The 24,465-nt window shown below is 62.2% G+C and carries 22 protein-coding genes; 9 read left to right on the top strand and 13 right to left on the bottom strand.

Annotated elements, in window-relative coordinates:
- Window positions 1-614 (top strand): hypothetical protein (locus MLD24_RS11075; RefSeq protein ID WP_248166663.1); only part of this gene is annotated, 614 nt, incomplete at its 5' end.
- 715 nt (window positions 615-1,329) lie between these two features.
- Entirely contained in the window at window positions 1,330-1,545 is a 216-nt protein-coding gene (locus MLD24_RS21680) for a type II toxin-antitoxin system Phd/YefM family antitoxin (protein ID WP_344816060.1), read from the top strand.
- Here the strand turns inward: MLD24_RS21680 and MLD24_RS11085 are convergent.
- From MLD24_RS11085 to MLD24_RS11115, 7 genes are all read right to left on the bottom strand, one after another.
- Window positions 1,442-4,168, bottom strand: coding sequence for a cation-transporting P-type ATPase (locus tag MLD24_RS11085; protein ID WP_248166664.1), 2,727 nt, complete (start codon window positions 4,166-4,168; stop codon window positions 1,442-1,444). The two genes, MLD24_RS21680 and MLD24_RS11085, sit on opposite strands and share 104 nt — an antisense overlap.
- Before the next feature lie 204 nt (window positions 4,169-4,372).
- On the bottom strand, window positions 4,373-5,011 hold the full coding sequence (locus MLD24_RS11090; protein ID WP_248166665.1) for a LysE family translocator: 639 nt from the start codon (window positions 5,009-5,011) through the stop codon (window positions 4,373-4,375).
- A gap of 49 nt (window positions 5,012-5,060) precedes the next feature.
- Window positions 5,061-6,098, bottom strand: a complete 1,038-nt coding sequence (locus MLD24_RS11095) for a hypothetical protein (RefSeq protein ID WP_248166666.1) — start codon at window positions 6,096-6,098, stop codon at window positions 5,061-5,063.
- Between the two features lie 99 nt (window positions 6,099-6,197).
- Window positions 6,198-7,148, bottom strand: a complete 951-nt coding sequence (locus MLD24_RS11100) for a DegV family protein (RefSeq protein ID WP_248166667.1) — start codon at window positions 7,146-7,148, stop codon at window positions 6,198-6,200.
- Between the two features lie 140 nt (window positions 7,149-7,288).
- Window positions 7,289-8,140 (bottom strand): metal-dependent hydrolase, encoded by an 852-nt coding sequence (locus MLD24_RS11105; RefSeq protein WP_248166668.1) that lies wholly within the window; start codon window positions 8,138-8,140, stop codon window positions 7,289-7,291.
- A gap of 203 nt (window positions 8,141-8,343) precedes the next feature.
- On the bottom strand, window positions 8,344-9,723 hold the full coding sequence (locus MLD24_RS11110; protein ID WP_227171934.1) for a solute carrier family 23 protein: 1,380 nt from the start codon (window positions 9,721-9,723) through the stop codon (window positions 8,344-8,346).
- 108 nt (window positions 9,724-9,831) lie between these two features.
- Window positions 9,832-11,460 (bottom strand): acyl-CoA synthetase, encoded by a 1,629-nt coding sequence (locus tag MLD24_RS11115; protein ID WP_227171935.1) that lies wholly within the window; start codon window positions 11,458-11,460, stop codon window positions 9,832-9,834.
- A gap of 227 nt (window positions 11,461-11,687) precedes the next feature.
- Here MLD24_RS11115 and MLD24_RS11120 point away from each other — a divergent pair, with 227 nt between their 5' ends.
- Window positions 11,688-13,535: a PAS domain-containing sensor histidine kinase gene (locus tag MLD24_RS11120; protein ID WP_248166669.1), complete on the top strand. Its 1,848-nt coding sequence runs from the start codon at window positions 11,688-11,690 to the stop codon at window positions 13,533-13,535.
- A gap of 27 nt (window positions 13,536-13,562) precedes the next feature.
- Window positions 13,563-14,225, top strand: coding sequence for a response regulator transcription factor (locus tag MLD24_RS11125; protein WP_248166670.1), 663 nt, complete (start codon window positions 13,563-13,565; stop codon window positions 14,223-14,225).
- A gap of 16 nt (window positions 14,226-14,241) precedes the next feature.
- Here the strand turns inward: MLD24_RS11125 and MLD24_RS11130 are convergent, their stop codons facing one another.
- Window positions 14,242-15,657, bottom strand: coding sequence for an aminotransferase-like domain-containing protein (locus MLD24_RS11130; RefSeq protein ID WP_248166671.1), 1,416 nt, complete (start codon window positions 15,655-15,657; stop codon window positions 14,242-14,244).
- A 176-nt stretch (window positions 15,658-15,833) separates the two neighbouring features.
- Here MLD24_RS11130 and MLD24_RS11135 point away from each other — a divergent pair, with 176 nt between their 5' ends.
- Both MLD24_RS11135 and MLD24_RS11140 read left to right on the top strand, forming a co-directional pair.
- Window positions 15,834-16,175: a hypothetical protein gene (locus tag MLD24_RS11135; protein ID WP_248166672.1), complete on the top strand. Its 342-nt coding sequence runs from the start codon at window positions 15,834-15,836 to the stop codon at window positions 16,173-16,175.
- Complete coding sequence (locus tag MLD24_RS11140; RefSeq protein ID WP_248166673.1) at window positions 16,172-16,984, top strand: PhzF family phenazine biosynthesis protein; 813 nt, start codon at window positions 16,172-16,174, stop codon at window positions 16,982-16,984. The genes MLD24_RS11135 and MLD24_RS11140 overlap by 4 nt, the downstream gene beginning before the upstream one ends.
- Here the strand turns inward: MLD24_RS11140 and MLD24_RS11145 are convergent.
- Together MLD24_RS11145 and MLD24_RS11150 are read right to left on the bottom strand one after the other, a co-directional pair.
- Entirely contained in the window at window positions 16,969-18,318 is a 1,350-nt protein-coding gene (locus MLD24_RS11145; protein WP_248166674.1) for a GGDEF domain-containing protein, read from the bottom strand. The two genes, MLD24_RS11140 and MLD24_RS11145, sit on opposite strands and share 16 nt — an antisense overlap.
- Window positions 18,315-19,409: an ABC transporter substrate-binding protein gene (locus MLD24_RS11150; RefSeq protein WP_248166675.1), complete on the bottom strand. Its 1,095-nt coding sequence runs from the start codon at window positions 19,407-19,409 to the stop codon at window positions 18,315-18,317. Before MLD24_RS11150 ends, MLD24_RS11145 begins: the two co-directional genes overlap by 4 nt.
- Window positions 19,410-19,537: 128 nt before the next feature.
- Here MLD24_RS11150 and MLD24_RS11155 point away from each other — a divergent pair, with 128 nt between their 5' ends.
- The gene (locus MLD24_RS11155) at window positions 19,538-20,743 is read left to right on the top strand and encodes a BaiN/RdsA family NAD(P)/FAD-dependent oxidoreductase (RefSeq protein WP_248166676.1); all 1,206 of its coding nucleotides are present in this window, start codon (window positions 19,538-19,540) and stop codon (window positions 20,741-20,743) included.
- Window positions 20,744-20,789: 46 nt separating this feature from the next.
- Here the strand turns inward: MLD24_RS11155 and MLD24_RS11160 are convergent, their stop codons facing one another.
- Window positions 20,790-21,158, bottom strand: coding sequence for a helix-turn-helix domain-containing protein (locus MLD24_RS11160; protein WP_248166677.1), 369 nt, complete (start codon window positions 21,156-21,158; stop codon window positions 20,790-20,792).
- Window positions 21,139-21,297 (bottom strand): type II toxin-antitoxin system CcdA family antitoxin, encoded by a 159-nt coding sequence (locus tag MLD24_RS11165; RefSeq protein ID WP_425562307.1) that lies wholly within the window; start codon window positions 21,295-21,297, stop codon window positions 21,139-21,141. The genes MLD24_RS11160 and MLD24_RS11165 overlap by 20 nt, the downstream gene beginning before the upstream one ends.
- A 251-nt stretch (window positions 21,298-21,548) precedes the next feature.
- Between MLD24_RS11165 and MLD24_RS11170 the strand changes: the two genes are divergently transcribed.
- On the top strand, window positions 21,549-22,157 hold the full coding sequence (locus MLD24_RS11170) for a GNAT family N-acetyltransferase (RefSeq protein ID WP_248166678.1): 609 nt from the start codon (window positions 21,549-21,551) through the stop codon (window positions 22,155-22,157).
- Between the two features lie 55 nt (window positions 22,158-22,212).
- Here MLD24_RS11170 and MLD24_RS11175 read toward each other — a convergent pair whose 3' ends face one another.
- Window positions 22,213-22,962: a choice-of-anchor E domain-containing protein gene (locus MLD24_RS11175; RefSeq protein ID WP_248166679.1), complete on the bottom strand. Its 750-nt coding sequence runs from the start codon at window positions 22,960-22,962 to the stop codon at window positions 22,213-22,215.
- Between the two features lie 221 nt (window positions 22,963-23,183).
- Here MLD24_RS11175 and MLD24_RS11180 point away from each other — a divergent pair, with 221 nt between their 5' ends.
- Complete coding sequence (locus MLD24_RS11180; RefSeq protein WP_248166680.1) at window positions 23,184-24,464, top strand: MgtC/SapB family protein; 1,281 nt, start codon at window positions 23,184-23,186, stop codon at window positions 24,462-24,464.
- Window position 24,465: the final 1 nt, after the last annotated feature.

Consider the following 24,465-nt stretch of genomic DNA (forward strand, 5'->3'; position numbering starts at 1 on the left):
GCTTTGCCTCAAATGTGGTGTTTGATGGTGAATACCTATATGTCTTTACCACCTATGACCCTACTATTCGCGTATACGACAAAAGCGGCGACACTCTGATTAATCAGTTATTGTCAGTGCCAGAACCATATCAATTTAACCCGTTAAATGTGCCGACCTTGCTTGATGAGACGTTTTATATCTCATTAAATTGTGCTTCTAAACCGAAAGATGCCTTATTAGTGGTCAGCAAATCTGAGCTTCTAGGGCAGATGGAGCCGACTCTGGAATATGAAGAAAAACCTGCGATAGACGTACAATGCGTGAAAGAGCCGGATGACTCTGAACATTATGAGGTGACGGTGCGTGGCGATGATTTAGACCTCCTCTTTCGGCATGCAGGTGTTGCCGCTCTCGATATTGTGGGTGAATATGGAAAAGGCCCGGATGAAAACCCCAATCGCAATGAAGACTTTAATGGTCTGATTAAAATCAAACTGGCCGGCATTCCCGTAGATAGTCGTAATGATAAAGATTTGGAGCGGTTGGCTTATCAAGTTGAGCGTGGAGCTAAAGATAGCTATTTCGGTGCTGGCATTCACGCCATTCGAGCTGAATGTGAGTGGCTGGACTAAAAGGGAGCGATGTTTCAATGAGTGAGATTAATTTAGGGAGCTTCTGATTAACTCCGAGTCGCCTCTGCGCGATCTGAGGGCTGTGGCTGCAAGGCGCGGTTCGCAGGTAATGGCACCGCTGCAGATGCAGCCCTTAAAGCGCGCCCTTCGGGGCCATCAGAGCGATCCACTCTCGGCGTTGATCAGAGGCTCTCTAGCCTCCTGAATTCAGACAATAACCCCGGTACTTTGAGATAACGAGGTAGAGAAAGGAGGGTCGCTGCCGGCCCCCTTATTCCCTTTAACGATCAAAGTGAAGCATTGATGGGATACCGATAACTGACCCAGAAACAACGACACCAGATTTCTACCCTGCGTGTGGCAGACAAGAGCTAACCATAGATCGCCACGATTCTTCGCTGCCACAACAGCACCGTCTGCCGGGAGCTACAACGCGACCTCAGGGGGGGGGGCTACCAAGCCGTCTGGAGCTGATCCTGGTAGCTGATCACGACCATCGAATCCTGGTCGTAGTTGTAGTGCCTGAATCGGAGCATGGGAGCGGTCCTTGTCGGCCTGCGAGATTCTGATGCTATCAGAGCGAGATGGTGGATTCCGGGACTTTTTCACAGCCCCCACGCCCACCGGCTCACGCACCGGTTTGGAGGTCGAGGGGGCGGAAAAGCGCTCGCCAGGCAGCCGACGGTTAAATCCATATGCGTACAGTAGCAGCCTTATGGATGCCATTAGCTACACAGCAGCTAGAACCAATCGAGCAAAAACCATGGAGCAGGTCTGCGAAAACCATTCGCCCGTGATCATCACTTGGAGCAAGGCGCAGTCCGTGGTCATGATTTCTCTTGAGGACTATGAGGCATTACATCGGCATCAAACAACCGCAGCCGAACCTGCTTCTCCAGTTCCAGAACCACCAAAAGCACGACCCCAATAGCCACTACCAGCAGCCCCTCCCGCAATCCGACCGGTCGGGTGTCGAATATCCGCTGGGCCCAGGGCCAATAGGTTATGGCGAACTGTCCTGCGGTGACGCCAAGCACCGCCATCCAGACAATGGGGGTTCCCCGGATCATTCGCCAGGTAAGCACGGTGTTCTGCATGTTGCGGATGAAGAACAGATAGAAGATTTCCATCACGACCAGTGTGTTCATCGCCAGCGTGCGGGCCAGTTCTACCGAATACTCCGCACTGATGGCGTAGAAATAAATCCCGAAAACACCACTCAGGAACAGTGCTGATACAACCAGAATCTGCCAAACCAGCGCGCCGGAGAGTAACCGGTCGTTGCGGGGTCGGGGGTGCCTTAGCATGGTGTTGGCTTCCGTGGGTTCAAAAGCCAGTGCGACCCCCAGGGAAACGGCCGTAATCAGGTTGATCCAGAGAATCTGGATCGGTGTCACTGGTAAAGCAACACCACTGAGCAGCGCAACAATAATCGCGCTGGCCTCCCCGCTGTTGGTCGGCAGCGTCCAGCCAATCACCTTGCAGAGGTTATCGCGGACCGTGCGCCCTTCCCGCACGGCCGCCACGATGGAAGCGAAGTTGTCATCCGCCAGCACGAGGTCGGAGACCTCCTTGGCCGCTTCCGTGCCCTTGCCGCCCATGGCGATGCCAACGTCCGCCCGCCGTAACGCCGGGGCGTCGTTCACCCCATCTCCGGTCATCGCGACAATCCGCCCCTGGGTCTGCAACGCCTTGACCAGGCGCAGCTTGTGCTCGGGGCTGGTGCGGGCGAAGACGTTGGTGTCCAGCGCCTTGACGGCAAGCTCCGCGTCTCCCAGCCGCTCCAGCTCGGCGCCGGTCAGTGGTGGAGCGCGCTCCGGCAAGCCGATCTGATGGCCAATGGCGGATGCCGTTGCGACATGGTCTCCGGTAATCATCTTCACTTCGATCCCGGCCCCAAGGCATTCCGCAATCGCCGCAATGGCCTCTTGCCGTGGCGGGTCGATCAGCCCCACCAGCCCGATGAACGCCATGCCCGAGGCCAGGTCGGCCGTATCAAGCACGACTTTGTGTTCGGGGACCGGCCGGCAGGCGAACGCCAGTACCCGCTGCCCCTGCCGGGCGATGCGGTCCGCCTGTTGCCGCCAGAACTCGCTGTCCAGCGGCACCGTGTCACCGGCGCCATCCAGCTGCCCGGAGCACAATTCCAGCAGCGCTTCCGGGGCCCCCTTGAGGTAAATCATGCCATGCCCTTCATGGTCGTGATTGAGGGTGGCCATGAAGCGGTTGTCGGTATCGAACGGGATCACATCGGTGCGCCGCCAATGCCGTCTCAGGTCATCGGGGTAAAGCGCGGCTTTTCCGGCGAGCGTCAGCAGCGCGCCTTCCATGGGATCACCCTGCACCTGCCAGCCGGTCTCCCGCTTGCTAAGCTCGGCGTCATTACACAGCGCCCCACTCCGGATCAGCTCCCGGACAGCCGCAGGCATCTGTTCAACCGACACCACCTGGCCATCCTGCGTCAGCTCCCCGTCCGGCGCGTAGCCCTCTCCCTCAACGCCAAAATGCTGCTGACCGGCAATCACGGTGACCACACTCATTTCGTTCCGGGTCAGGGTGCCGGTCTTGTCCGTGCAGATCACCGATACGGAGCCGATGGTCTCAATCGCCGGCAGCCGTCTCACGATGGCGTGTCGTCGGGCCATCGCCTGAACGCCCACCGCCAGAGTAATGGTCAGGACCGCCGGCAACCCCTCCGGAATCGCGGCCACCGACAACCCCACCACCGCCATGAACAGCTCACGAAACGGCTGCTGCTGAACGAAAACGCCGTACACCAGGATCAGGCCGGCGACCACCACAATCAGCAGCGTCAGCCAGCGGGCCAGCGCCGACATCTGTTCCAGCAGCGGGGTTTGCAGGGTTTCCACCTGGGTCAGCATGCCGCTGATCCGGCCGACTTCGGTCGCCAACCCGGTGGCAACCACCACCCCCCGTCCCTGACCGCTGGTTACGGTGGTGCCGCTGAACGCCATACACCTGCGCTCGGCCAGCGACGACTCCCCCGCCACCGGGTCGACAGCCTTCTCTACCGCAATCGACTCCCCGGTGAGAATGGCTTCCTGAATCTGCAGGCTGTGAGCCGTAACCAGTCTCAGATCGGCCGGCACCCGATCACCCGCCTCCAGCAACACCAGGTCGCCCGGGACCAGCTGATCGCCGGCCACGGACTGGCGCCGGCCATCGCGGATCACCGATGCCTGCGGCGCCAGCATGTGACGGATCGCGGCGATCGCCCGGGCGGCCTTGCCCTCCTGGAGGTAACCGATGGCGGCGTTGAGCAGTACGACCGCCAGGATCACCGAGGTATCCAGCCAATGCCCAAGGGCCAGGGTGATCGCGGCGGCGCCGAGAAGAACGTAGATAAGGATGTTGTGGAACTGGAGCAGGAATCGGGTAAGTGGGCGCTGGCGTTGTGGCTCCGGCAGGCAGTTCAAGCCATGTTGCTGCTGCCGGGCTCTGACCTCCTGGTCTGACAGGCCACCAGACGTGGTCTGCAATGCCTCAAGCACCTCAGCCACTCCCTGCTGATACCAGTTCCGCATTTTATCCATGACCGGATCTCCAGGCTGTGAGACTCCACGGCTGGCGAACCCTCGCCCGGTCACGACTGACCCAGCTTGCTTGCCAGCACCAAATTGCATTGTGCAACAGTGGCTCAACATCGGTTTGATCCAGGCCAAGACTCCGCACCATGACCTGCAGAGCTATATGCAGCACAACTCTGGAGAGAAGAGCCTGGCTGAAAGCCTGAGCACTCAGGCCTGGGTCATCGCCACCTTGGCGCCAATGCCGACAAAGACGCAGCCGGTGAGGCCGTTCATGGTGCGCCGCAGCCAGCCGGGGGTGGCCAGGCGGTTTGATCTGGCGACCAAAGCCGCCACGGCGCACTGCCACACCATGGCCAGCAGAAAGTGGATGGCCGCCAGCATCAGCGATTGCAGGAAGACGTTGCCGGCCGGGTCAACAAACTGCGGCAGGAACGCCATGTAGAACAGCGCGGTTTTGGGGTTGAAGACGTTGGACAGCAGGCCCTCGCGGAAGTCCCGCCGGAATCGTGGCGGTACCGTGGCCGACGCGACAGGGGTGGAGTCCATAGCGGGCTTGCGCCAGGCCTGGCGCAGGCTGGAGACGCCCAGCCAGATCAGGTAGCAGGCGCCGGCCCATTTCAGCAGGGTAAAGGCCCAGGCGGTCTGTACCAGGATCACCGAGATGCCCACCGCCGACAGCGTGGCGTGCACAAACAGCCCGCTGCAGATCCCCAGACTGGTGACCGAGCCGGCCCGCAGCCCGGAACGGGCGGTGTTGCGCACCACCAGCAGGGTGTCTACCCCGGGGGTGATGGTCAGCAGGAAAATGGCCACCAGGTAGGCGCCAAGCAGTTCGATGGACGGCATAACTCACCACAAGCACAGGCGGCCCGGGCAACCGGCCACCTCAGCGTGATCAGTCGTCCCGAGCCAGGAGTTTCTTGACCGCCGCCGACTTGTAGAACGGCGACAGGCGGCGGCGCAACACCTCTTCAAGATACCCCTCCTCCCGGAGCACGTCCACAATCGGCAGGGCAAAGGCGTCCAGCTCCGCCATCACCATGGCTTCATCCACCCCCACATCCTCCAGCAGCACCGTTAACGGCTGATCGCCGTAGCGTTCAAACAGCTTCTCCACCACCGCCCGGCAGCAGCCCTCGAAGTAGGCGGTCTGGCGGAAGCTGAGCCAGAATTCGTAGCCCAGCACCACAAACTCCTGGAGCTGGATGTCACCAAGGCCTTCCTGCAGCTCAGCAATGGTGTGGTCTTCCAGGCTGACCCAGGCCGCCATTACGGTGTCCCGCAGTTCGTCGTCGGTCAGTGCCTTGTGCAGGAAGGCCTCACTGCGGCTGATCAGCCCCGGCAGGCTGTCTGACAGCCAGCCCTTGATGCGGCGTTCGAAGGTCTCGTCCAGGCCGGGCACGGCTTTGTTGGCCATCTTCTTGCCAAACTTCATCACCGAGCCCACCCCCGGCACCGATTTGGTGATCAGGTTGTCTTCGTAGAGGTAGTTCACCAGCCCCTGGTACACCACGTTGGACACCAGCTCCTGATAGACCGGGTGCGCCATGATGCTGCTGATCACCCGTTCCCGGTGGTGCTTGAGCTCAAGCGCCTCCTCCAGAAACGCGGTGGCCTGCTCCCGTGACAACACGTCCTTGAGCCGGGTCTGCGCCTGCACGTCGGCATTGAGGACCTCGGTCGCCATCTCTGCCGCCAGTTCCGGGATGCCGGCATCGAGTTCCATATCCATCACCAGCCGCTGGATTACGCCCATCACCTGTTCGGCGGAGCAGACCCGGTTCAGGGTCAGCTGGCCGGCGTAGCCAAACAGCGCCCTGACCTCCCGTTCCAGGGATTTGCGCAGCTTGGCCCCTTTCAGGGCCGCCAGCTCGTGTTTGACGTGCTGCTCCAGCAGCTCGGTGGCGAGATCGAGGGTTTCGACTTGGGACATGGGCAGCGTTCCTGCTTGATTGTTTTGCGCAGGCTAGCACGAAGCGGCCGGCAGGCCCTTTGCCCAATGGGACGGCCACCGCCTGCGCCGCGGCCAAGCCTACTGGAAGTCGTTGAAGTGGTGACGCTCGGCGCCCAGGGCCAGACAGACGCTGCCGGGCCCCAGGTAGATACTGCTGGTAATGCCCATCTGCGACAGCAGCAGTTCCACGCCCTGGCGTTCACAGGCGTCGCGCAAGCGGTTGATGCCGGGCAGCTCTTCGATCTCGGGCCAGGACAGACCACAGGACAGGCTGACATAGGGCGTCAGCAGCCCCGCCTCAACCCGGCCAATGGCGTAGTTGATGACCTTCTCCACCGCCACCTCGAAATTGCGGGTCTTGGCCACCGGCTGGCCCTCGGCGCCCTGGCCGAAGATCACCGGGGTGATGTTCAGCGCCCGGCCGAGGAAGGCCACCAAGGCGGATACGCTCTTGTCACCCCGACGCCGGGCGCGCTCGCGGATGTAATGCAGGTCCCGGGGGATCACACAGGTGTAGATGCGGTCGGTAAACGACTCCACCTCATGGCGCAGGGCGTTCTTCGACAGTCCCTTGTCCAGCAGGCTGAGGGTGTGGGCCGCCAGCAGGCCCTGGCCGGCGAAGATCTGTTTGCTGTCGATCACCCGCATGGAAAAGCTGCCCTCAACGCCGGCGGCATCCCGTACCTCGCGGTACTGGGCCATCACCGTGTTCATTGCGGCGGAAGCATTCTGATAGATCAGGCTACGGGAACGGGTAACGGTTTCGCAGATGGCGACGTCAAACTGGCTGACGATCCGCTCCATGAACAGGTCGTGGATCTGCTCGGCGGTAAAGGCCTGGGTTTCTGCGTGGTGGCCTTTCTGCAGCAGGCCACTCTGGTAGAACTCCTGGGTGCGCACCGGATCATGCTCATCGATGTAGGTCTGGTGGTCGATGGTGGCGGTGATTGGCAGCACAAACAGGTCGTGCTTGCGCCTGAACTCATACGGCAAGTCGCAGGCTGAGTCTACGATCAGACCAACGCGCATCGGGACCTCCGGGTCTCTCCAGCCGGTTGTCCGGCTGCTATTGTTATCATTGTTGTGAGGGATGCCATGTGTACCACAAACTGGTCACAAATTCAGCACCCCTGCCCGGCCCCCACCGCAACGGCGATCCGGATATCAGCCTACCCGGATTTCAGCGCGCTGAGGTTTTTGCGCAGCAGCTCGCGGTTGTCCTGCTGCCAGGGGTGGAAATCCCGCCGCAGGTAGCCGAGAAACTCCGGCAGACAGCGGCGCAACACGCCAGGCTTGCCCCAGAGAAAGTTCAGCCCGCCGAGCCAGGTTTTCAGGCTCCAGAGCTTGCCATCCCGCTTCAGCAAACTGCAGGTGTTGAGGAAGGTGTACTTGAAGAAGTTAAAGGTGACGAACAGGAACACCACCCGCCGCAGCCGCTCGTTACCGACACACTGGCGATACACATCAAAGGCCACCGACTTGTGCTCGGTTTCTTCAATGGCATGCCAGCGCCACAGCCGCTGCATCGCCGGGGTCGCCCCCTCCATCCACTCCGGGTGGCTTAGGATGGCGTTGGCCAGTACGGCGGTGTAATGCTCAGCGCCGCAGGTACCCGCCAGCTGACGGCTGGCCGGCAAGCGGCCGACCCAGGCCATGTGGCGATGGAAGCGGGCGTCGATGGCGTCGATGTCATACCCCCGCGCCTTGAGGCCCTCGTTGTAGTCCCGGTGTTCGCGGCTGTGCAGCGCTTCCTGGCCGATAAAGCCACGGATTTCAGCCTTGAGCTTGGGGTCGTCGATGCGGTCACGGTACAGCCGCACCGCATTGATGAACTGCTGCTCGCCCTCGGGAAACTGCAGCGACAGGGCGTTGAAGAAGGCGGTACGAAACGGATCGTTGCTGTGCCACCAGGTCTTGAGGTCCGGGGACACATCGAACTTGAGGTTGCGTGGCGCCACGGTGACGCCGTCCGGCGTAGTGCTGATAGACGCAGTGTTGGTGGACGTAGTGCTGATGGACATGGCAGCCTCCTTATTACACTTATTGTTGTTGCGGAGCCTTTCCGGATAACAAAGCCTCTACTGGCAACTTAAAACACCCCTCCCCGCTTGTACATTCCCTGATCAACAATCGTCCCAAAGTGACCAGCGCGCCCCAACCAACAGACATAAAAAAGGGGAGCCTAAGCTCCCCAAAGCACACACAATGGCTCAACGCAGGATAATCAGTGCTCTTCCGCGGCCGCGCGGGCGCCGGGCGCTTCCGGGTCCGGCGTAAACCCAATCAGCTTGCTGCGCTCAATCAGCAGGTACAGCACCGCCCCGGTCGCCAGGCCCCAGCCCGCACCGTACACCGCCAGGACTACGCCCATGGTGCCGGCAATGCCGCGCTCGGTGTTGTTCTCCAACTGCTCCAGACCCACCATCAGGCAGATGTAACCGGTCAGCAGCAGGGTCAGTGACAGCGCGATGGGCAACACCGGCTGGAAGAAGCTCACCAGCGGCAACACGAACAGCGCAATGAACCCGGTAATCCAGAAGGTACCGCCGCCGCTGTAGATGGAGTCCATCGCCTTGCGGCCGTACTTGTAACGTTCCGCCATGGTGGCGGTCACCGCCGTCCAGATCGGCCCGGCCAGCCCCGGATAGGGCGCGAAGAACGCGTGCATGCCGTTGCGGATGGCGGTGACCAGGTGTACCCGATCGATGCTGCTGTCGATGTCTTCGTCTTTGCGCAGGTGGTCAACACGATCCATCAGCGACTTCCCGACAATGATGTCCCCGAAGGCAATGATGTAGGCAATCACCGCCGTGGGCACCGCCAGCATGAACACCTCAGCGGACGGGAAGCCAACGGTGAACGGCAGGTAGTTCCAGAGCTCCCCGAACGCCGGCTGGGTAATGCCCCACTGCACGTCCGGCACGTCGTACTCGCCGGTGGCAAAGCCCACCAGGATGGCAACCACCATCCCCGGCACCATGCCGTAGTTGGCGATCTTGCGGGCAATGGTGTTGGTCTCGACAAAGCCCTTGAACGACAGCGAGAACATCAGGTACAGGCACACCAGACCACCCAGAATCAGGGAAATCGGCGTCTCCGCCAGCCGGCCACCGGCCTCAATCTCTCCCATCAGCGCCGCAATACCGGCGCCAATGATGATGCCGCCTTTCATCGAACGGGGAATCAGCTGTACCAGCTTGTTGCCCATGCCGGTCAGGCCCAGCACCAGAAAGATCAGGAACACCAGGAACTGCAGCGCGAACAGCGCCTGAATCGCTTCCGCCCCCGGTTCGAACTCACCAAGGAACAGCAGCACCACGGGAATCCCCGGGGTAATCCAGCCCGGCACCAGCGGCACCCCCAGCAGGGCCGGCAGCATGAAGCCGATACCACACACCACCACATAGGCCAGGGCAACGTCGTAAGGCACGCCCAGGTACTTCTCCAGCAGCGGGATCATCGCCAGGCTGACCACAAACATGATCAGTGCCTGGACCATCTCCGCCACTTCCCAGCGGTAGTGAACAAAAGGCAGGCGGATCTTGAACGGTCCGGCCGCCCAGTAGGGCTGCTCGGCGCCCTCATTACGGTGATACATTTGCATAGCGAAACCTCCTGGCACCTCCGGCGGGAGGGCCTGATGTTGTTTTTGTCAGGGATTGAGAGGTGATGCGGCGGGGCGAGCCGGGACCGGCCCGTCCCCGCGCCGTCATCAGTCGAGCTGGCGAGCCTGGTCGCGCAGCACGAATTTCTGGATCTTGCCGGTGGACGTTTTCGGCAGATCGGTAAAGACAACCGTCTTGGGCACCTTGAAGCGGGCCAGACGCTCACGGCAGAAGTTGATCAGGTCTTCCTCGCTGATCTCACCGGCTTCCGGTTTCAGCGCCACGAAGGCGCAGGGAGTCTCCCCCCACTTCTCATCAGGGCGGGCCACCACCGCCGCCTCCAGTACCGCCGGATGACGGTAGAGGGCGTCTTCCACCTCGATGGTGGAAATGTTTTCACCACCGGAAATGATGATGTCCTTGAGGCGGTCCTTGATTTCCATGTAACCGTCCTCGTGCCACACCGCCAGGTCGCCGGTGTGGAACCAGCCGCCGCGGAAGGCTTCCTCGGTGGCTGTGGGGTTCTTGAGGTACCCCTTCATCACAGTGTTGCCGCGCAGGAAGATCTCACCAATGGTCTTGCCGTCCTTCGGCACCGGCTCCATGGAGTTGGGATCACCCACCATCATCCCGGCCAGCGTCGGATAGCGCACACCCTGGCGGGCCTTGATCGTTGCCCGGTCGTCCAGGCTGAGCTCATCCCAGCGCGACTTCCAGGCACACACAGTGACCGGGCCATAGACTTCGGTCAGGCCGTACACGTGAGTAATGCGGATGCCCATTTCTTCCACCGAGCCGATCACCTGGGCTGGCGGCGCGGCCCCGGCCGTCATCGCGTTGACGGTGTGATCGATGCCACCCTTGGCGGCTTCCGGCACGTTCAGCAGGGCATTGAGGACAATCGGTGCGCCGCACATGTGGGTGACCTGGTGATCGCGGATTAGCCGCAGGATCTTCTCCGGATCAACCCGGCGCAGGCAGACGTGGGTGCCTGCCAGCGCGGTAACGGTCCAGGGAAAACACCAGCCGTTGCAATGGAACATCGGCAGGGTCCAGAGGTACACCGGATGCTGCCCCATGGACCAGACCGCCTGGTTGCCAAGGGCGTTCTGGAAGGCGCCACGATGGTGGTACACCACGCCCTTGGGGTTGCCGGTGGTACCGGAGGTATAGTTCAGGGAAATCGCGTCCCACTCGTCCGCCGGCAGGTGCCAGTTGAACGCCGGGTCACCCTCCTGCAGGAAGGCCTCGTAATCCAGGTCACTGACCGCGGTGCCTTCGCCGTACTCGGGATCATCCACATCGATCACCAGCGGCGCGTGCTCCAGGTGGGCAACCGCTGCCCGGATCACCTCGCCGAACTCGCGGTCGGCAATCACCACCTTGGCTTCGCCATGCTCCAGCATGAAGGCGATGGCCTCCGCGTCCAGCCGCACGTTCAGGGTGTTGAGCACCGCGCCGATCATCGGCACACCAAAATGGCACTCCACCATCGCCGGAATGTTCGGCAGCATCACCGCCACCGTGTCACCCTTGCCGATACCACGCCCGGCCAGGGCGGACGCCAGCCGGCGACAGCGGTCGTAGGTCTGCTGCCAGTTGTAGCGGATATCACCGTGGATGATGGCGGGGTAGTCCGGATAGACGCTTGCCGTGCGGGCAATGAAATCGATCGGGGACAGAACGGCGTAGTTGGCGTTGACCGGCTCCAGGCCGGACTCAAAGATCGAGGTCATGGGACGTTTCCTCTTTGCACCCTGTAGTTTTTATAGAATGTTTTATGGAACGTTTTGTGGGACGTCGCTCCAGGAAATCATTTGTTTTTATGAGTCTGCTATTGGTAGATCTATGAGAACCCACTAAGGTAACTTTTCTACCATTGGGTACGGATACTATTTCAGCCAGAGCAATCTAGCAATAGACCCGTAGTATTATAGAATAAATACTATATTGCGTTGTCAGCATGACAGAAATCCCCCAGATTCCCGACTCACTGCCCCGGGACCCCGAGGCCTGCCTGGTCGTTGATCACCGCGCACAGGTGCTCGCCTTCAACGACACCACCCAGCGCTGGTTACGCCAACATGACCACGCATCCGGTGGTGGTCGCCCCGACACGCTGTTACCGGTAAACCTGGCCGCGCTGGTGCGGGCCTGCCTGCAACAGGATCGCGCCATTGAGGACGTCGAAAGCCGCCTCGGCGACCACACCTACCTGTGGCTGCTGGTGCCGGACCAGGCCCACCAGCAGGTGATGATCCGCGGTCGCGACGGCAGCGCCACCCTGGCGGCGCTGGACGAGGCCACCCGCGCCAGCCGGCTGTACCGGCTGATTACCGAGAACACCACCGACCTGATCTCCCGCCACGCACCGGACGGCAGCTTCATAGACGCCTCGCCTGCCTCCTGGCGACTGCTGGGCTACTGGCCGGAGGAGCTGCGCGGTCAAAGGCTGGATCAGGTGGTACTGGCCGACTCCCTTGACCAACACCTGGAAGAGGCCCGGGTACGCCTGCGGGACACCGGCTACGCCACCCTGACCGTGCAGATGCGACGGCGCGATGGCGAACTGCGCTGGTTCGAGACCGCCAGCCGCGCCATCCGCGAGACCTACACCGGCGCGGTGATCGAGGTGGTCAGTGTGTCCCGCGACATCACCGCCCGGGTCAATTCGGAAGAGAACAACCGACGCCTGGCGCAGGTAGTTGAGGCCAATACCGACCTGGTGCTTTTCGTCAGCCGCAGCGGCGACATCAGCTACATGAATCCCGCCGCCCGCTCGGCACTGGCGGTGGAGGGCCAAAGCCTGCCGCCGCTGAGCGCGTTCTTCGATGCCAGCGAACTGCAGCGGATGGTCACTGAGGGCCTGCCCCGGGCCAACGAAAGTGGCGTCTGGGAAACCGAGGCCCGGCTGCACATCCACGGTGGCGGCGACACCCTGCCGGTGTCACTGGTGCTGCTCTCCCACCCTGCCGCCAGCGGCCAGCCCTATTACTCGCTGGTGGCACGGGACATGACCGAACGGGAACTGCGCGAGCAGGAACAGCGACGCCACCAGGAAGAACTCGCCCACACCGCCCGCCTGGCCACCCTGGGGGAGCTGGCCTCCGGCATCGCCCATGAGATGAACCAGCCCCTCGCCACCATCGTCAATTACGCCAACGCCAGCCAGCGCTACCTCCAGCAGGCCGACGACAACCCAGGCGCCCTGGCCCGGGTGCAGGATGGCCTGAAACGGATCACCCAGCACGCCAACCACGCCTCGGAAGTGATCAAGCGCCTGCGGGCGTTCCTGCGCAAGGGCCAGAAGCGTACGGCGGCGATCGACGTCAACGACGTGGTCACCACCTCGGTTCGCCTGTGCCAGTGGGAAGCCGACAAGCACCAGGTGGCGATCCAGTGCCAACTGGCGCCGGACCGCCCCAGCCTGACCGCCGATCCGGTGCTGCTGGAGCAGGTGCTGATCAACCTGATCCGCAACGCCATCGACGCCAACCGCGAGCGCCACGCCGGCCAGCCTTCCCGGATCACCCTGATCACCCGTCACCGTGCAACCGGCGAGGGCCAGACCGAGACCCTGATCGAGGTGATCGATCAGGGGCCGGGGCTGGACGAGGAAGGCCTCAGCCAGATGTTTGCGCCGTTCTACACCCGCAAGCAGGACGGCCTGGGCCTGGGGCTGTCCATGAGCCGTTCCATCGTCGAGGGCTTTGGCGGTTACCTGGAAGCCAGCCCCGACGACGGCGGCGGCCTGAGACTCTACTGCCGCTTTCCAGTACGATTGGCCAGCGCCACGGATACCGACGACTGAGGACTGAACCTTGAAGGAGCACACGCTATGACCACCCCGGAAACCGCCCTGGTGCATGTGGTGGACGACGACGCCGGCATGCTGGAATCCACCCAGTGGCTGCTGGAATCCGTGGGCCTGCGGGTGCGCGGCTACGCCGATGGTCGCCAGTTCCTCAATACCGTCGACCCGGCTGCCGGTGGTTGCGTGATTCTCGATGTGCGGATGCCGGGCCTGGGCGGCCTCAATGTGCAGGAAGAAATGGACAAGCGGGGGCTGACGCTGCCGGTGATCTTCGTCTCCGGCCACGCCGATGTGCCGATTGTGGTTCGCGCCTTCAAGTCCGGCGCGTTCGACTTCATCGAGAAGCCGTTCAACGAACAGTTGCTGCTCGACAGCGTGCAGCAGGCCCTGGAGCAGCAGCGGGAACCGGTCGCCCTGCAACGCACCAGCGGTGCCGTCCAGGCTGACACCGAGGCCCGTCTGGCCAGTCTGACACCGAGGGAACGGGATGTGTTCCTGCCCCTGGCCCAGGGCTACACCAGCCGGGAAATCGCCGAGCAGCTGGACGTCAGCGTCAAGACCATCGATCTCTACCGCGCCCGGGTGATGAAGCGGCTGGGCGCCGAACGGCTCCCCGATGTGACCGGCCTGGCAATTGCCGCCGGCCTGCTGGACCCGCTGGCGCTGCGACCACCGTCGTCAGCCTGACCGGCGAGGACTGTTATCACAGCGCCTCCCGGGCCAACTGTGTCGCTCGCTCCCCGAGGCGCCGGATCGCGCCGGCCACAGTGTCACTCCAGGGATTGGCACCGTTCAGGCGCAGGCAGTTCTCGTATTTGTCACTGGTGGAGAACATCGGCCCCGGGGCAATGTTGATGCCTTCATCCCAGGCCTGGTGATACAGCTGGGTTGCCGACACCCCCGCCGGCATCTGTACCCACAGCACAAAGCCGCCCTGGGGATCACTCACCGCCGTCCCCTCCGGGAACGCCTCCGCTACTGCCGCCCGCATCCGCACCAGCGCTTCCTTGTAGCGCGGCCGCACCGTCCTCAGGTAGCGATCGTAACTGCCCTGCTCCAGCATGCGGGCCACCGCCAACTGGGGAATCGTGGCCGTCGCCAGATTACTGAAATACTTCTGCTGACGGGCCTGGGGCAGGAAGCGGCCGGGAATCATCCAGCCCAGCCGCAGGCCCGGGGAAATGGTCTTGGAGAAGGAGCTGCAGTAGATCACCTGCCCGGTGCGGTCAAAGGCCTTGGCCGGACGTGGCCGCTCGCCTTCGAACTGCAGGTCTCCGTAGATGTCATCCTCAATCAGCGGCACGCCGGCATCGGCGAGCATCGTCACCAGCGCCTGCTTACGCTGATCGCTCATCCGCGCGCCCATGGGGTTGCTGTGGTTGGTGACCGTCAGGCAGGCCTTCACCGGCCACTGTTCCAGCGCCAGTTGCAGTCCTTCCAGACTCATGCCATCGGTGGGGTGACAGGGAATCTCCAGCACCTGCAGCCCGACCACTTCCAGCGCCTGGAGGATGCCGGGGTAGGACGGCGACTCCACCGCCACGATGTCACCGGGCTCGGTAACCGCCCGCAGGGCGAAGATGATGGCTTCCTGAGCGCCGTTGGTGGCAATGATGTCGTCCGGCGCCACCAGACAGCCCAGAGCGGTCATCCGCTGGGCAATCTGGCGCCGGTACACGGTCTTGCCGGGGTAGGCATAGTCCAGCGCTTCCAGGCCGTGGCGGGCGGCCCACAGGGTAGCCTGCTGAATCTGCCGTACCGGCAGAAAATCGGGGTGGGGAACCGCCCGTGCCAGCGGTATCAACGACTTGTGGGCATCAGAACACAGATCCAGCGCCATGTCCCGGGCGGTTGCCGGCACCGGGCGGGCGCGGCCCTGGCTCATGGTCAGCTCCGCCAGCGGCCGCTGCGGTCGCCGCACGAAGTAACCGCTACGCTCGCGGGGTTCCAGGAAGCCACGGCCTTCCAGAGTCTGGTGAGCCTGCAGGATGGTGGAAATACTCACCCCGAACTGACGGCTGAGCACCCGCACGCCGGGCAGTCGATCCCCGTCCCGGTAGACGCCATCCTGAATCAGGCCCTGAAGCTGGTCGGCAACACGATTGTATAAAGATCCCATGGTCCTATCCTGCCAGACGACAACATGGAGCCAGCAGTACAGTTGCCGGCCATCTATACCGGTACAGTAGCACCATATCGCAATCTGTACCGGTTCATTTACCAGGCGACTGACTCTGTGTCGGCCCGTGGCCGAGCGTCACAATGGTTATCCATCCCCGGATGAGGACCAAAATCATGACCTCCTACCCACCACCGGCACTGCCGACCGCTGCCATCGCTGGCGCTGCCAGCCGCCAGGATCTGTTGGGCCTGTACCGCACAGCCCCGGCGATCACAGCCCAGGCCGGACAACACCACAGCGTTGACAGCGGCCTGGCGAAGCTCCATAAACTGGGGTTCCAGGTACGGCAATCCTCGCCCGGACACTGGCTCGTCAGCCCGGCCGGGCAGTCAACCGCCATCCACCTGTACGGTTCTGCCGAACTGTGCCGGTTTACCCAGGGCCCGGCTCAGCGCTACGCCCGAAAAACACCACACGATTCACCAGCACCAGAGCACGACAAGGAACCCACATGACCACACTTCCTATCTATCAGGTTGATGCCTTTACCAATCGCGTGTTCGGCGGCAACCCCGCCGCCGTGATGCCCCTCGAACGCTGGCTGCCGGATCAGCAACTGCAGCAACTGGCGCTGGAGAACAACCTGTCGGAAACCGCTTTCATCGTGCCCGAGCCGGCCGACAGTGAACTGGACTACCACATCCGCTGGTTTACCCCCGGCGCCGAGGTCGCGCTGTGCGGCCACGCCACCCTGGCGACCGCCTGGGTGCTGTTCAACCGGCTGGGGTTTGATGGCGAACGGGTCAGCTTTCGCTCCCTGAGCGGCCCGCTCCACGTCGCCCGCAAGGACGATGGCTGGCTGACCCTCGACTTCCCGCGCCTGGGCTACGACGCCGGCCCTACGCCAGCGCTGCTCAAACAGGCACTGCCGGAAGCCGGCGACATCACCTACTTCGTGTCCAACGACCGCAACCAGATGGTGATCCTGGACAGCGAGGAAGCGGTACTGAACGCCCAGCCGGACATGCGTCTGCTCAAGCAACTGGACCGCCAGGGGGTGATCGTCACCGCCCGGGGCAGCAACAGCGACTTTGTCAGCCGCTACTTTGTGCCCGCCGTGGGTATTGATGAGGACCCGGTCACCGGCTCCATCCACTGTGCGCTGACCCCATACTGGGCCGAACAGCTGGGCCGGGAGAAACTGACGGCCCATCAATTGTCAGCCCGCGGCGGGGTGCTGGAATGTGAACTGAAGGGCGATCGGGTGGAAGTGTCCGGTCAGGCAGCCTTCTACATGGAAGGCCAGGTTCAGCTACCGGGCTGAGAAGCGCTTTCCTGAACCTCGGCATCGGCGGCCACAACCTGGTTGCGGCCGCTGTGTTTGGCCTGGTAGAGGCGTTTGTCCGCCAGGCTCAGCAGCCGGTCAAACAGCTCTCCCCCGGCTGGCAGTGACACCCCGGGCTGCCAGGTGGCGCAGCCGATGCTGACAGACACCTGGCCCAGGGGGGAACCCTCGTGGGGCAACTGGGCATCCAGCAACGACTGCCGCAGCCGCTCGGCCAGCTCCCGGGCGCTGGCGGCGTCCTGCCCCGGCAACAGCATGGCAAATTCCTCACCGCCCAGCCGGACAGCCAGGTCGCCGGCACGGCGACAATAATCCTTCATGATGGCCGCCAGCTGAACCAGGCACTCATCACCGTGGGCATGGCCATAGCGGTCGTTGTAGGCCTTGAAGTAATCCACGTCGATCATGATCAGCGAAATCGGCAGGCCGCTGCGACGGGCCCGTCGCTCCTCGATGCCCTTGGCCTCATCGAAGTAGCGCCGGTTGGCCAGGCCAGTGAGGTGGTCGGTGCGGGACAGCAGGAACAGCTCCCGGCGATTGTCTTCCAGCTCCCGGGTGCGCTCCTCGACCCGCTGTTCCAGCTGGTCCCGTTCCCGGGCCAGTTCCGCCGTCACCTTGTCACGCTCCGAACTGTAGCGGGCAATGGCCTCCCGCAGCGTCTCGAAGCCCTCCAGCACCAGATCGATTTCGTCCCGCCACTGCCGTTCCGGCCGCCGGATCACCAACGGCGGGTTGTCCCGATCCGGCGACAGCTGCTGGCTGTATTCGGCAATCTGCCGCAACGGCCGGTTCAGCCGGAACACCATGACCCGATAGACCACCGCGCACACCACCAGGATGAAGGCCACAAACTTGGCGGTCGCCACCACCACAGACATCAGGATGTTGTGCTGCAATTGCTGACGGTCGTAGCTCAGGGCCAGCTCCCCCAGGGTCGCGCCCTCGGTCCGGGGGTGGGGAATCGGCACCACCAGATCCGGCACCATCGCCACCACGTCCTCGCCGGCCGACACGGTTTGCCCGGTCAGGGTGGACAGTTCCACGGTACGGATCTCCGGATGGCAGGCAATCATATCAATCTGCCGCGCCAGCACCTTCGGCTCAATATCCCAGATCGCCACGGTCAGCAGCGGCACATGGCTGTTGGTCACCGTGGTCACCAGCTGATGCACCCTCGCCACCTCGGTGCGATACTGCAGCCAGGTCTGGGTTGCCGCCACCAGCAGGACGGAGATCGCCGCAATGGTACTCACCCGACGCAGGATGTCCCGGGTGATGGAGCGGAACGGCCGCACTGCAGGCAACAGGCTCATGGTTCAAGCAGCTCTTTGAAGTCGAAAGAATAACCATCCCGCTGCGGGTTCAGGTGGCGACTGTAACGGGTGAAGTCGATGTCCGGCACCGGCTCGCCAAAACGGTCCAGATAACGCCGGGCCAGCTCCGGGGTGAACAGCGTGAACATCGGCCGTTGCATTTCCACCCCCTCGGTGTCGGCAAAATCCACACCGTGGTGGTAATCGTATAGCAACACCAGCGACCAGCCTCCCGCCATGAAGTGACCACCGGCCAAGGCTGTCAGCTCACCCCGGATACGCCGGTGCATGGCCTCGTCCGAAGTATTGATGGCTGAGAACAGCACATCCACGCCCGGAGTCCGGCCCTGCTCCCGCAGCGCTTCCATCGCGCCAAAGGCGATCAGGTCATTGCCGGCCCACAGCAGTGTGGCCTGCGGGTAGCGCTCGAACAGCAGGGAGGCCTTGAGTTTGCCCAGATCCCGGCGCCAGTCGGCGTGGACGATCTGGTCCAGCACCAGGTCGGAATTGGCCGCCACCACCGCCTGCATTGCCCGGTTGCGGCGAATGGAACTGTCGGTGGAGCGATCACCGGAAATCGCCAGCATGTGGATCTTGCCATCCTTGCCGTAGAGGCCCCGGCGCCGGGCTTCCTCCAGCAACGCTTCGGCGGTCAGCCGGCCGGCGGTTTCCGCCACCGGAATCAGCGATCCCAGCAGCTCCCTGAAATGCTCCCGGGGGGCGCCATGGCGGGCCCGTTCTTCCGGGCGCAGGCCGTTGTAGGCCAGGAACACCGGCACACCGGCCGACTCGGCAATCCGCATCTGCTCGGCGAACGAGCCTTTCTCCACCGATAGCAGCAGATAATCCGGACGCCGTTCTTCGGGACGGCCCGCCACTTCCCGGGTCAATTCAATCTGTCGCAGCGGATCACGGCCGGCGTACACCACCTCAAGCTCGACCCCCAGACTCCGGGCAGCCGCACGCATACCGTTGGCGGCGTCGTTCCAATAGGGCTCCAGGCGGGTACCAGGATTAATGAAGGTGACCGAAAATGCCCAGGCGCTGAGAGGCAGCCACAGCAGCAGGGCGGTCAATAGAATTCGAAACACGTTTCACCTTGAACAGGTTGGAGGGCCAACTAAGCCGGCCACATTCTAACCAATCCGGAGTTTCCGAACCATGTAAAACCGGCCATGGGTCGTTATACTTCCGTGCCAATTGACTCGGCAAGGCTGTTATGAGCGTACCCACATCCCTACCCCGGAACCGTCACGTCGATGTAATCATTATAGGCGCTGGCGCCGCAGGTTTGATGTGCGCCGCCACGGCCGGATACCGGGGCCGACGGGTACTGGTGCTGGACCACGCCAACAAGGCGGGCAAGAAGATCCTGATGTCCGGTGGTGGGCGCTGCAACTTCACCAACCTCAACAGTACCCCGGCCAACTTCCTGTCAGACAATCCCCACTACTGCATCTCCGCGCTCAAGCGCTATACCCCGCAGCACTTTCTGGAGCTGGTGGAGCGTCACGGCGTCGAGCATGTGGAGAAGGCCGCCGGTCAACTGTTCTGCCAGGACAGCAGCAAGGACATCGTCAACCTGCTGTTGACGGAATGTGACTGGGCCGGCGCCGACATCCGGCTGAACACGGCGATCCAGAGCATCGAAGCGGTGGCCGACGGCTACCAGCTCACCACCAGCGCCGGCGCCTTTCGCTGCGACTACCTGGTGGTGGCCTGCGGCGGGCTGTCGATTCCCACCCTCGGCGCCAGCGGCTTCGGCTACGACATCGCCCGTCAGTTCGGCCTGGAGGTGCTGCCCACCCGCGCCGGGCTGGTGCCCTTCACCCTGCAGCCAGACCTCAAAGAACAGCTGGCCCCGCTGTCCGGCGTCAGCTGCCCGGTGGAAGTCAGCTGCAATGGCATGAGCTTCCGCGAGCCCATGCTGGTCACCCACCGCGGCCTGAGCGGGCCGGCGATGCTGCAGATCTCCAGCTTCTGGCAACCAGGCGACGCCCTGGCCATCGACCTGCTGCCCGGCGAAGCCGTCCAGCAAACACTGCTTGGCCTGCGCAAACAGCAGCCCCAGAGCACCCTGGCCAAATACCTTAACCAACACCTGCCCAAACGCTTTGCCCAGGCCTTCAACGACCTGAATCACTGGCAGGGACCGTTACAGGCCTACAAGAACAGCGACCTGGAAGACGTCGCCAACACCCTCCAGCGCTGGCCCATCAAACCCGCCGGCACCGAAGGCTACCGCACCGCCGAAGTCACTCTCGGCGGTGTCGACACCCGCCAGCTTTCTTCCAAGACCATGGCCGCAAACGACCACCCCAACCTCTATTTCATCGGCGAAGTGGTGGATGTGACCGGTCATCTCGGCGGGCATAACTTCCAGTGGGCCTGGGCGTCCGGGGTGGCGGCGGGGAATGAGGTTTGAATCTTGGGAGCCTCTGATTAACTCTGGATCACCTCTTTGAGATTAATCAGACATGAGCTTGTGGCGGCTTGATTAACGACTCGGCCGGAATGCCCAAGCCCTCGTGCAGCTTCCAGATCATTTTCAAGGTTAGCGAGCGCTTGTGATTCAATATCTCGTACACACGGTTGCTTTTGCCGATCATCGGTTCCAGATCTTTGACGGTCAGGCCCTTGCGCTCCATTTCAAACTTGATGGCCTCAACCGGGTCAGGCAAATCCATCGGGAAATGCTTGGCCTCATACGCCTCAATCAGGGTCACCATGACGTCCAGCATTTCACCTTCTGGCGTATCGGGCGCGGCCATCATCAGGCTCTCAACGGCTTTTAATGCCGCACGATAGTCGGCATCGGTCTTAATCGGCATAATGTCCATCGCGAATCCTCCGACAACTTGCCCGTTCCAGGGTCGCAGAAAGGTTAAAGTTGAGGGCCTGGGCTTTTTGCAGAAGATCACTGTTAATGGAGAGGTTCGCCGCTTTCTTGGGAGCGGCTGCGTTGCACCGCTCATCCATCGGAGCCTCCGGTCAGCGACTTGAAAGACCGCTTCAGTTTATGCGCGGGCTTATGCGCACACAAGAACAGCAAAGACTTGTATGAAGCGGTCATCGAGTGGATGGATGCCGTGGCTATCGGGGGCCTGTTCTTCTGTCGCCGGTAAATCCGCATCACATCACGCCCCCTGAACAGCTCAGCTAAACACGCCCTTAAGACCCGGCTCGCTATACTGAGACCTTCGCCAAACGGAGAAGGAGCGAACCAAGCCGTGGACATTCACATTCAGCAGGGCTGGTCGCCGGAGCAGGCTGACCTTGTCGCCGGTCTTTATGACGAGGCCTTTGGCGCCAAGTTTGAGCGCGCGATTCCCGACAAAGCGAAGCGCCTGGTGCTGCTTGCCAGGAGCTTTGAGCCGGACTTTTCCTTCGTCGCGCTCCAGGGCGACCGGATTGTTGGGCTGGCGGGGTTTCAGGAGTCGGCCGGTTCACTGACGGGCGGACTGGGCGCCAGCCAGTTGATTGACACACTGGGCGTGATACGGGGGCTGTGGGCCTGCTGCGTCTTCGCGTTGTTCGAGCGTCAGCCGGAGCCGGGTGAGCTGGTCATGGACGGGATTGCCGTCGACCGCAGCGTCAGAGGCCAGGGTATCGGCTCCGGTTTACTGGATCGGATCATTGGCTATGCCGCTGACAACAGCTTCCGTTCGGTGCGGCTGGATGTCATCGACAGCAACCCCAGGGCGAGGAAGCTGTACGAGTCGAAAGGGTTTGTGGCCACGAGAAACGAGCGTTTCCCGTATCTGGCGTGGCTGATCGGCTTCTCCGGTGCCACAACCATGGTGCTGGATGTTCAGGCGCCCAGCTCGCGGAACATCTGAACCAGGTGCCGATTGGCTCCGGAGAGTTGCTCCGGGGCCAATCGATGCTCACGCTTCAGGCAGCAATGGCCTGGCGGCGACGACGGAGCGCACCCAGACCGAACAGTCCCAGCCCAAGCAGGGCAACAGCGGAAGGCTCGGCGACGGCGTATTCTTCATAGTCGTAGGTGACGGTTACCGAACCCTGCCACCAGTTTTTCTTGTTGTAGGCATACACCCAGGTATCGTGATCCGAGGTATCAGCTTCGGCCTTCAATACGTTCTTGATGTCGAAGGTCAGCACGGTATCCAGGAAGTCGGCCAACGACAGGCTGGACAGATCCAGCAGGCCATCGAAGGAGCCGGTCTTCTGGTTGCTGTCTGAGCAGCTGGCGCCCCACCACCCCTTACCACTGCAGGACGCGGATTCCTGCGTCATTGACGCGGATACCGGCGCATTGGGGTTGATCATATCGATGTAGAAGTAGCTCTCAGCCTTGGCATAGCCATTGGTGTAGTCGTGGGACAACCAGGAATTGTGGTTGTCCTGGGCCGCGACCTTGGACTTTAACGACCAGTCGCTTTCGAACTCGATCGAAACCCCGGTCAGCATGCCCATGGAGCTGTCGAAACCATTCAGGGCCAGACCCTGATTGCGAGTCCGAACCTCCATCGGATCGTTATTGATACCTTCCTTGTCATAAAATTCCAGGCTTCCGAACCCAAAACTGGATGTGTCCGAGATGGACAGGGCGCTGGCAGCGCCAGAAAAGGACATCAATGCAATGGCGGCTGCCATTCCGGTAAGAGCTTGGGACTTCTTCATGACCACGACCTCTGCGTGTGTGGGTTCGCTTCGAGCTAAGCAATCCCTTTACCGATCTCCCAAAATACCCTAACTTTCATCATATTATCGTGACCTTTCTGAATCGCTTCCGGCACGACATGTAAAGCATCCCGACAGGGCGCCTCTGGGCGTAAAAATACCTGACAACTCCAGCAGTGTTTGGGGCGCCAGGCCCCGTCCCAGGCGCAACAGGACCAACCATGGACGATGTAACCCAGCAGTTTCTGAGCAACAACCAGACCACCGTCGATCTCACCATCGCCCTGCTGCTGGGCGCCCTGATCGGTCTCCAGCGCGGCTGGAAGGCGCGGGACCGCAAGTCCGGCGAGCGCATTGCAGGCATCCGTACCTATGCCCTGATTGGCCTGCTGGGTGGTATCGCGGCGTTGCTGGCAAAGGAACTGACGGTGTGGGCCTGGCCGGCCATCCTGTTGAGTATGGTGGCGGTCACCCTGGTGCCTTACCGTCGACGCCTGGAAGAAACCCGCAACTTCAGCATCACCGGCATCGTCGGCCTGATACTGACATTCTGCTTCGGCTCGGTGGCGGTCGCCATTGATCCGGTGCCGGCGGCAACAGCAGCGGTGGCCACGGCGATCCTGCTCGACAACAAGACCGAGATCCACGCGCTGATCCGCAAACTGCGGGCACGGGAGCTGGACGCCGGACTCAAGCTGCTGCTGATCACCGTGGTGATGCTGCCGCTGCTGCCCAACCAGCCGATGGGACCGGGCGATCTGCTGAATCCCTACGAGATCTGGTGGATGGTGGTGCTGATCGCCTCGGTATCGTTCGTCGGCTATTTCGCCATCCGCATGGCGGGCGCGGCCAAGGGCATCCTGTTCACCAGCCTATTCGCCGGCCTGAGCTCCTCCACGGCCCTGACCCTGCATTTTGCCCGCCAGTCCCGCCAGGCCCCGGAGCTGAGCCCGCAGTTCGCCTCCGGCATTCTGATTGCCTGTGGCACCATGTTTCCCCGCATCCTGATCTACTGCCTGCTGATCAACCGGGAACTGTTGCCGGCACTGGTGACACCGGTGATCGCCATGACCCTGTCGCTCTACCTGCCAGCGCTGGTAATCTGGCACATGAACCGTGGCTCGCTGGCGGTGGAACAGCCCCGTCTCAGCCAGAACCCGCTGGACCTGAAGACCGCACTGGCCTTTGGTGTATTGCTGACGCTGATCCTGCTGGTGGGGGAAGCCCTCAAGGGCTGGTTTGGCAATACCGGGATCTATTTCCTGGCCGCCACCTCGGCGGTGGCGGACGTGGACGCCATCACTCTGTCCCTGACCCGTATGTCCCAGGGGTCCATCACCCTGGAAACCGCAGTCCTGGGCATCATCATCGCATCCGCCGTCAACAACCTGGTCAAGACCGGCCTGGCTGGCGGCATCGGCACCCGTGCCCTGGGGCTGCGGGTGGCGGTGCCGATGCTGCTGTCCATGGTCGCCGGTCTGGCCGCCATCTGGCTGGGGTGAA

This window comes from Marinobacter xestospongiae (assembly GCF_023156385.1).
GTDB lineage: Bacteria > Pseudomonadota > Gammaproteobacteria > Pseudomonadales > Oleiphilaceae > Marinobacter > Marinobacter xestospongiae.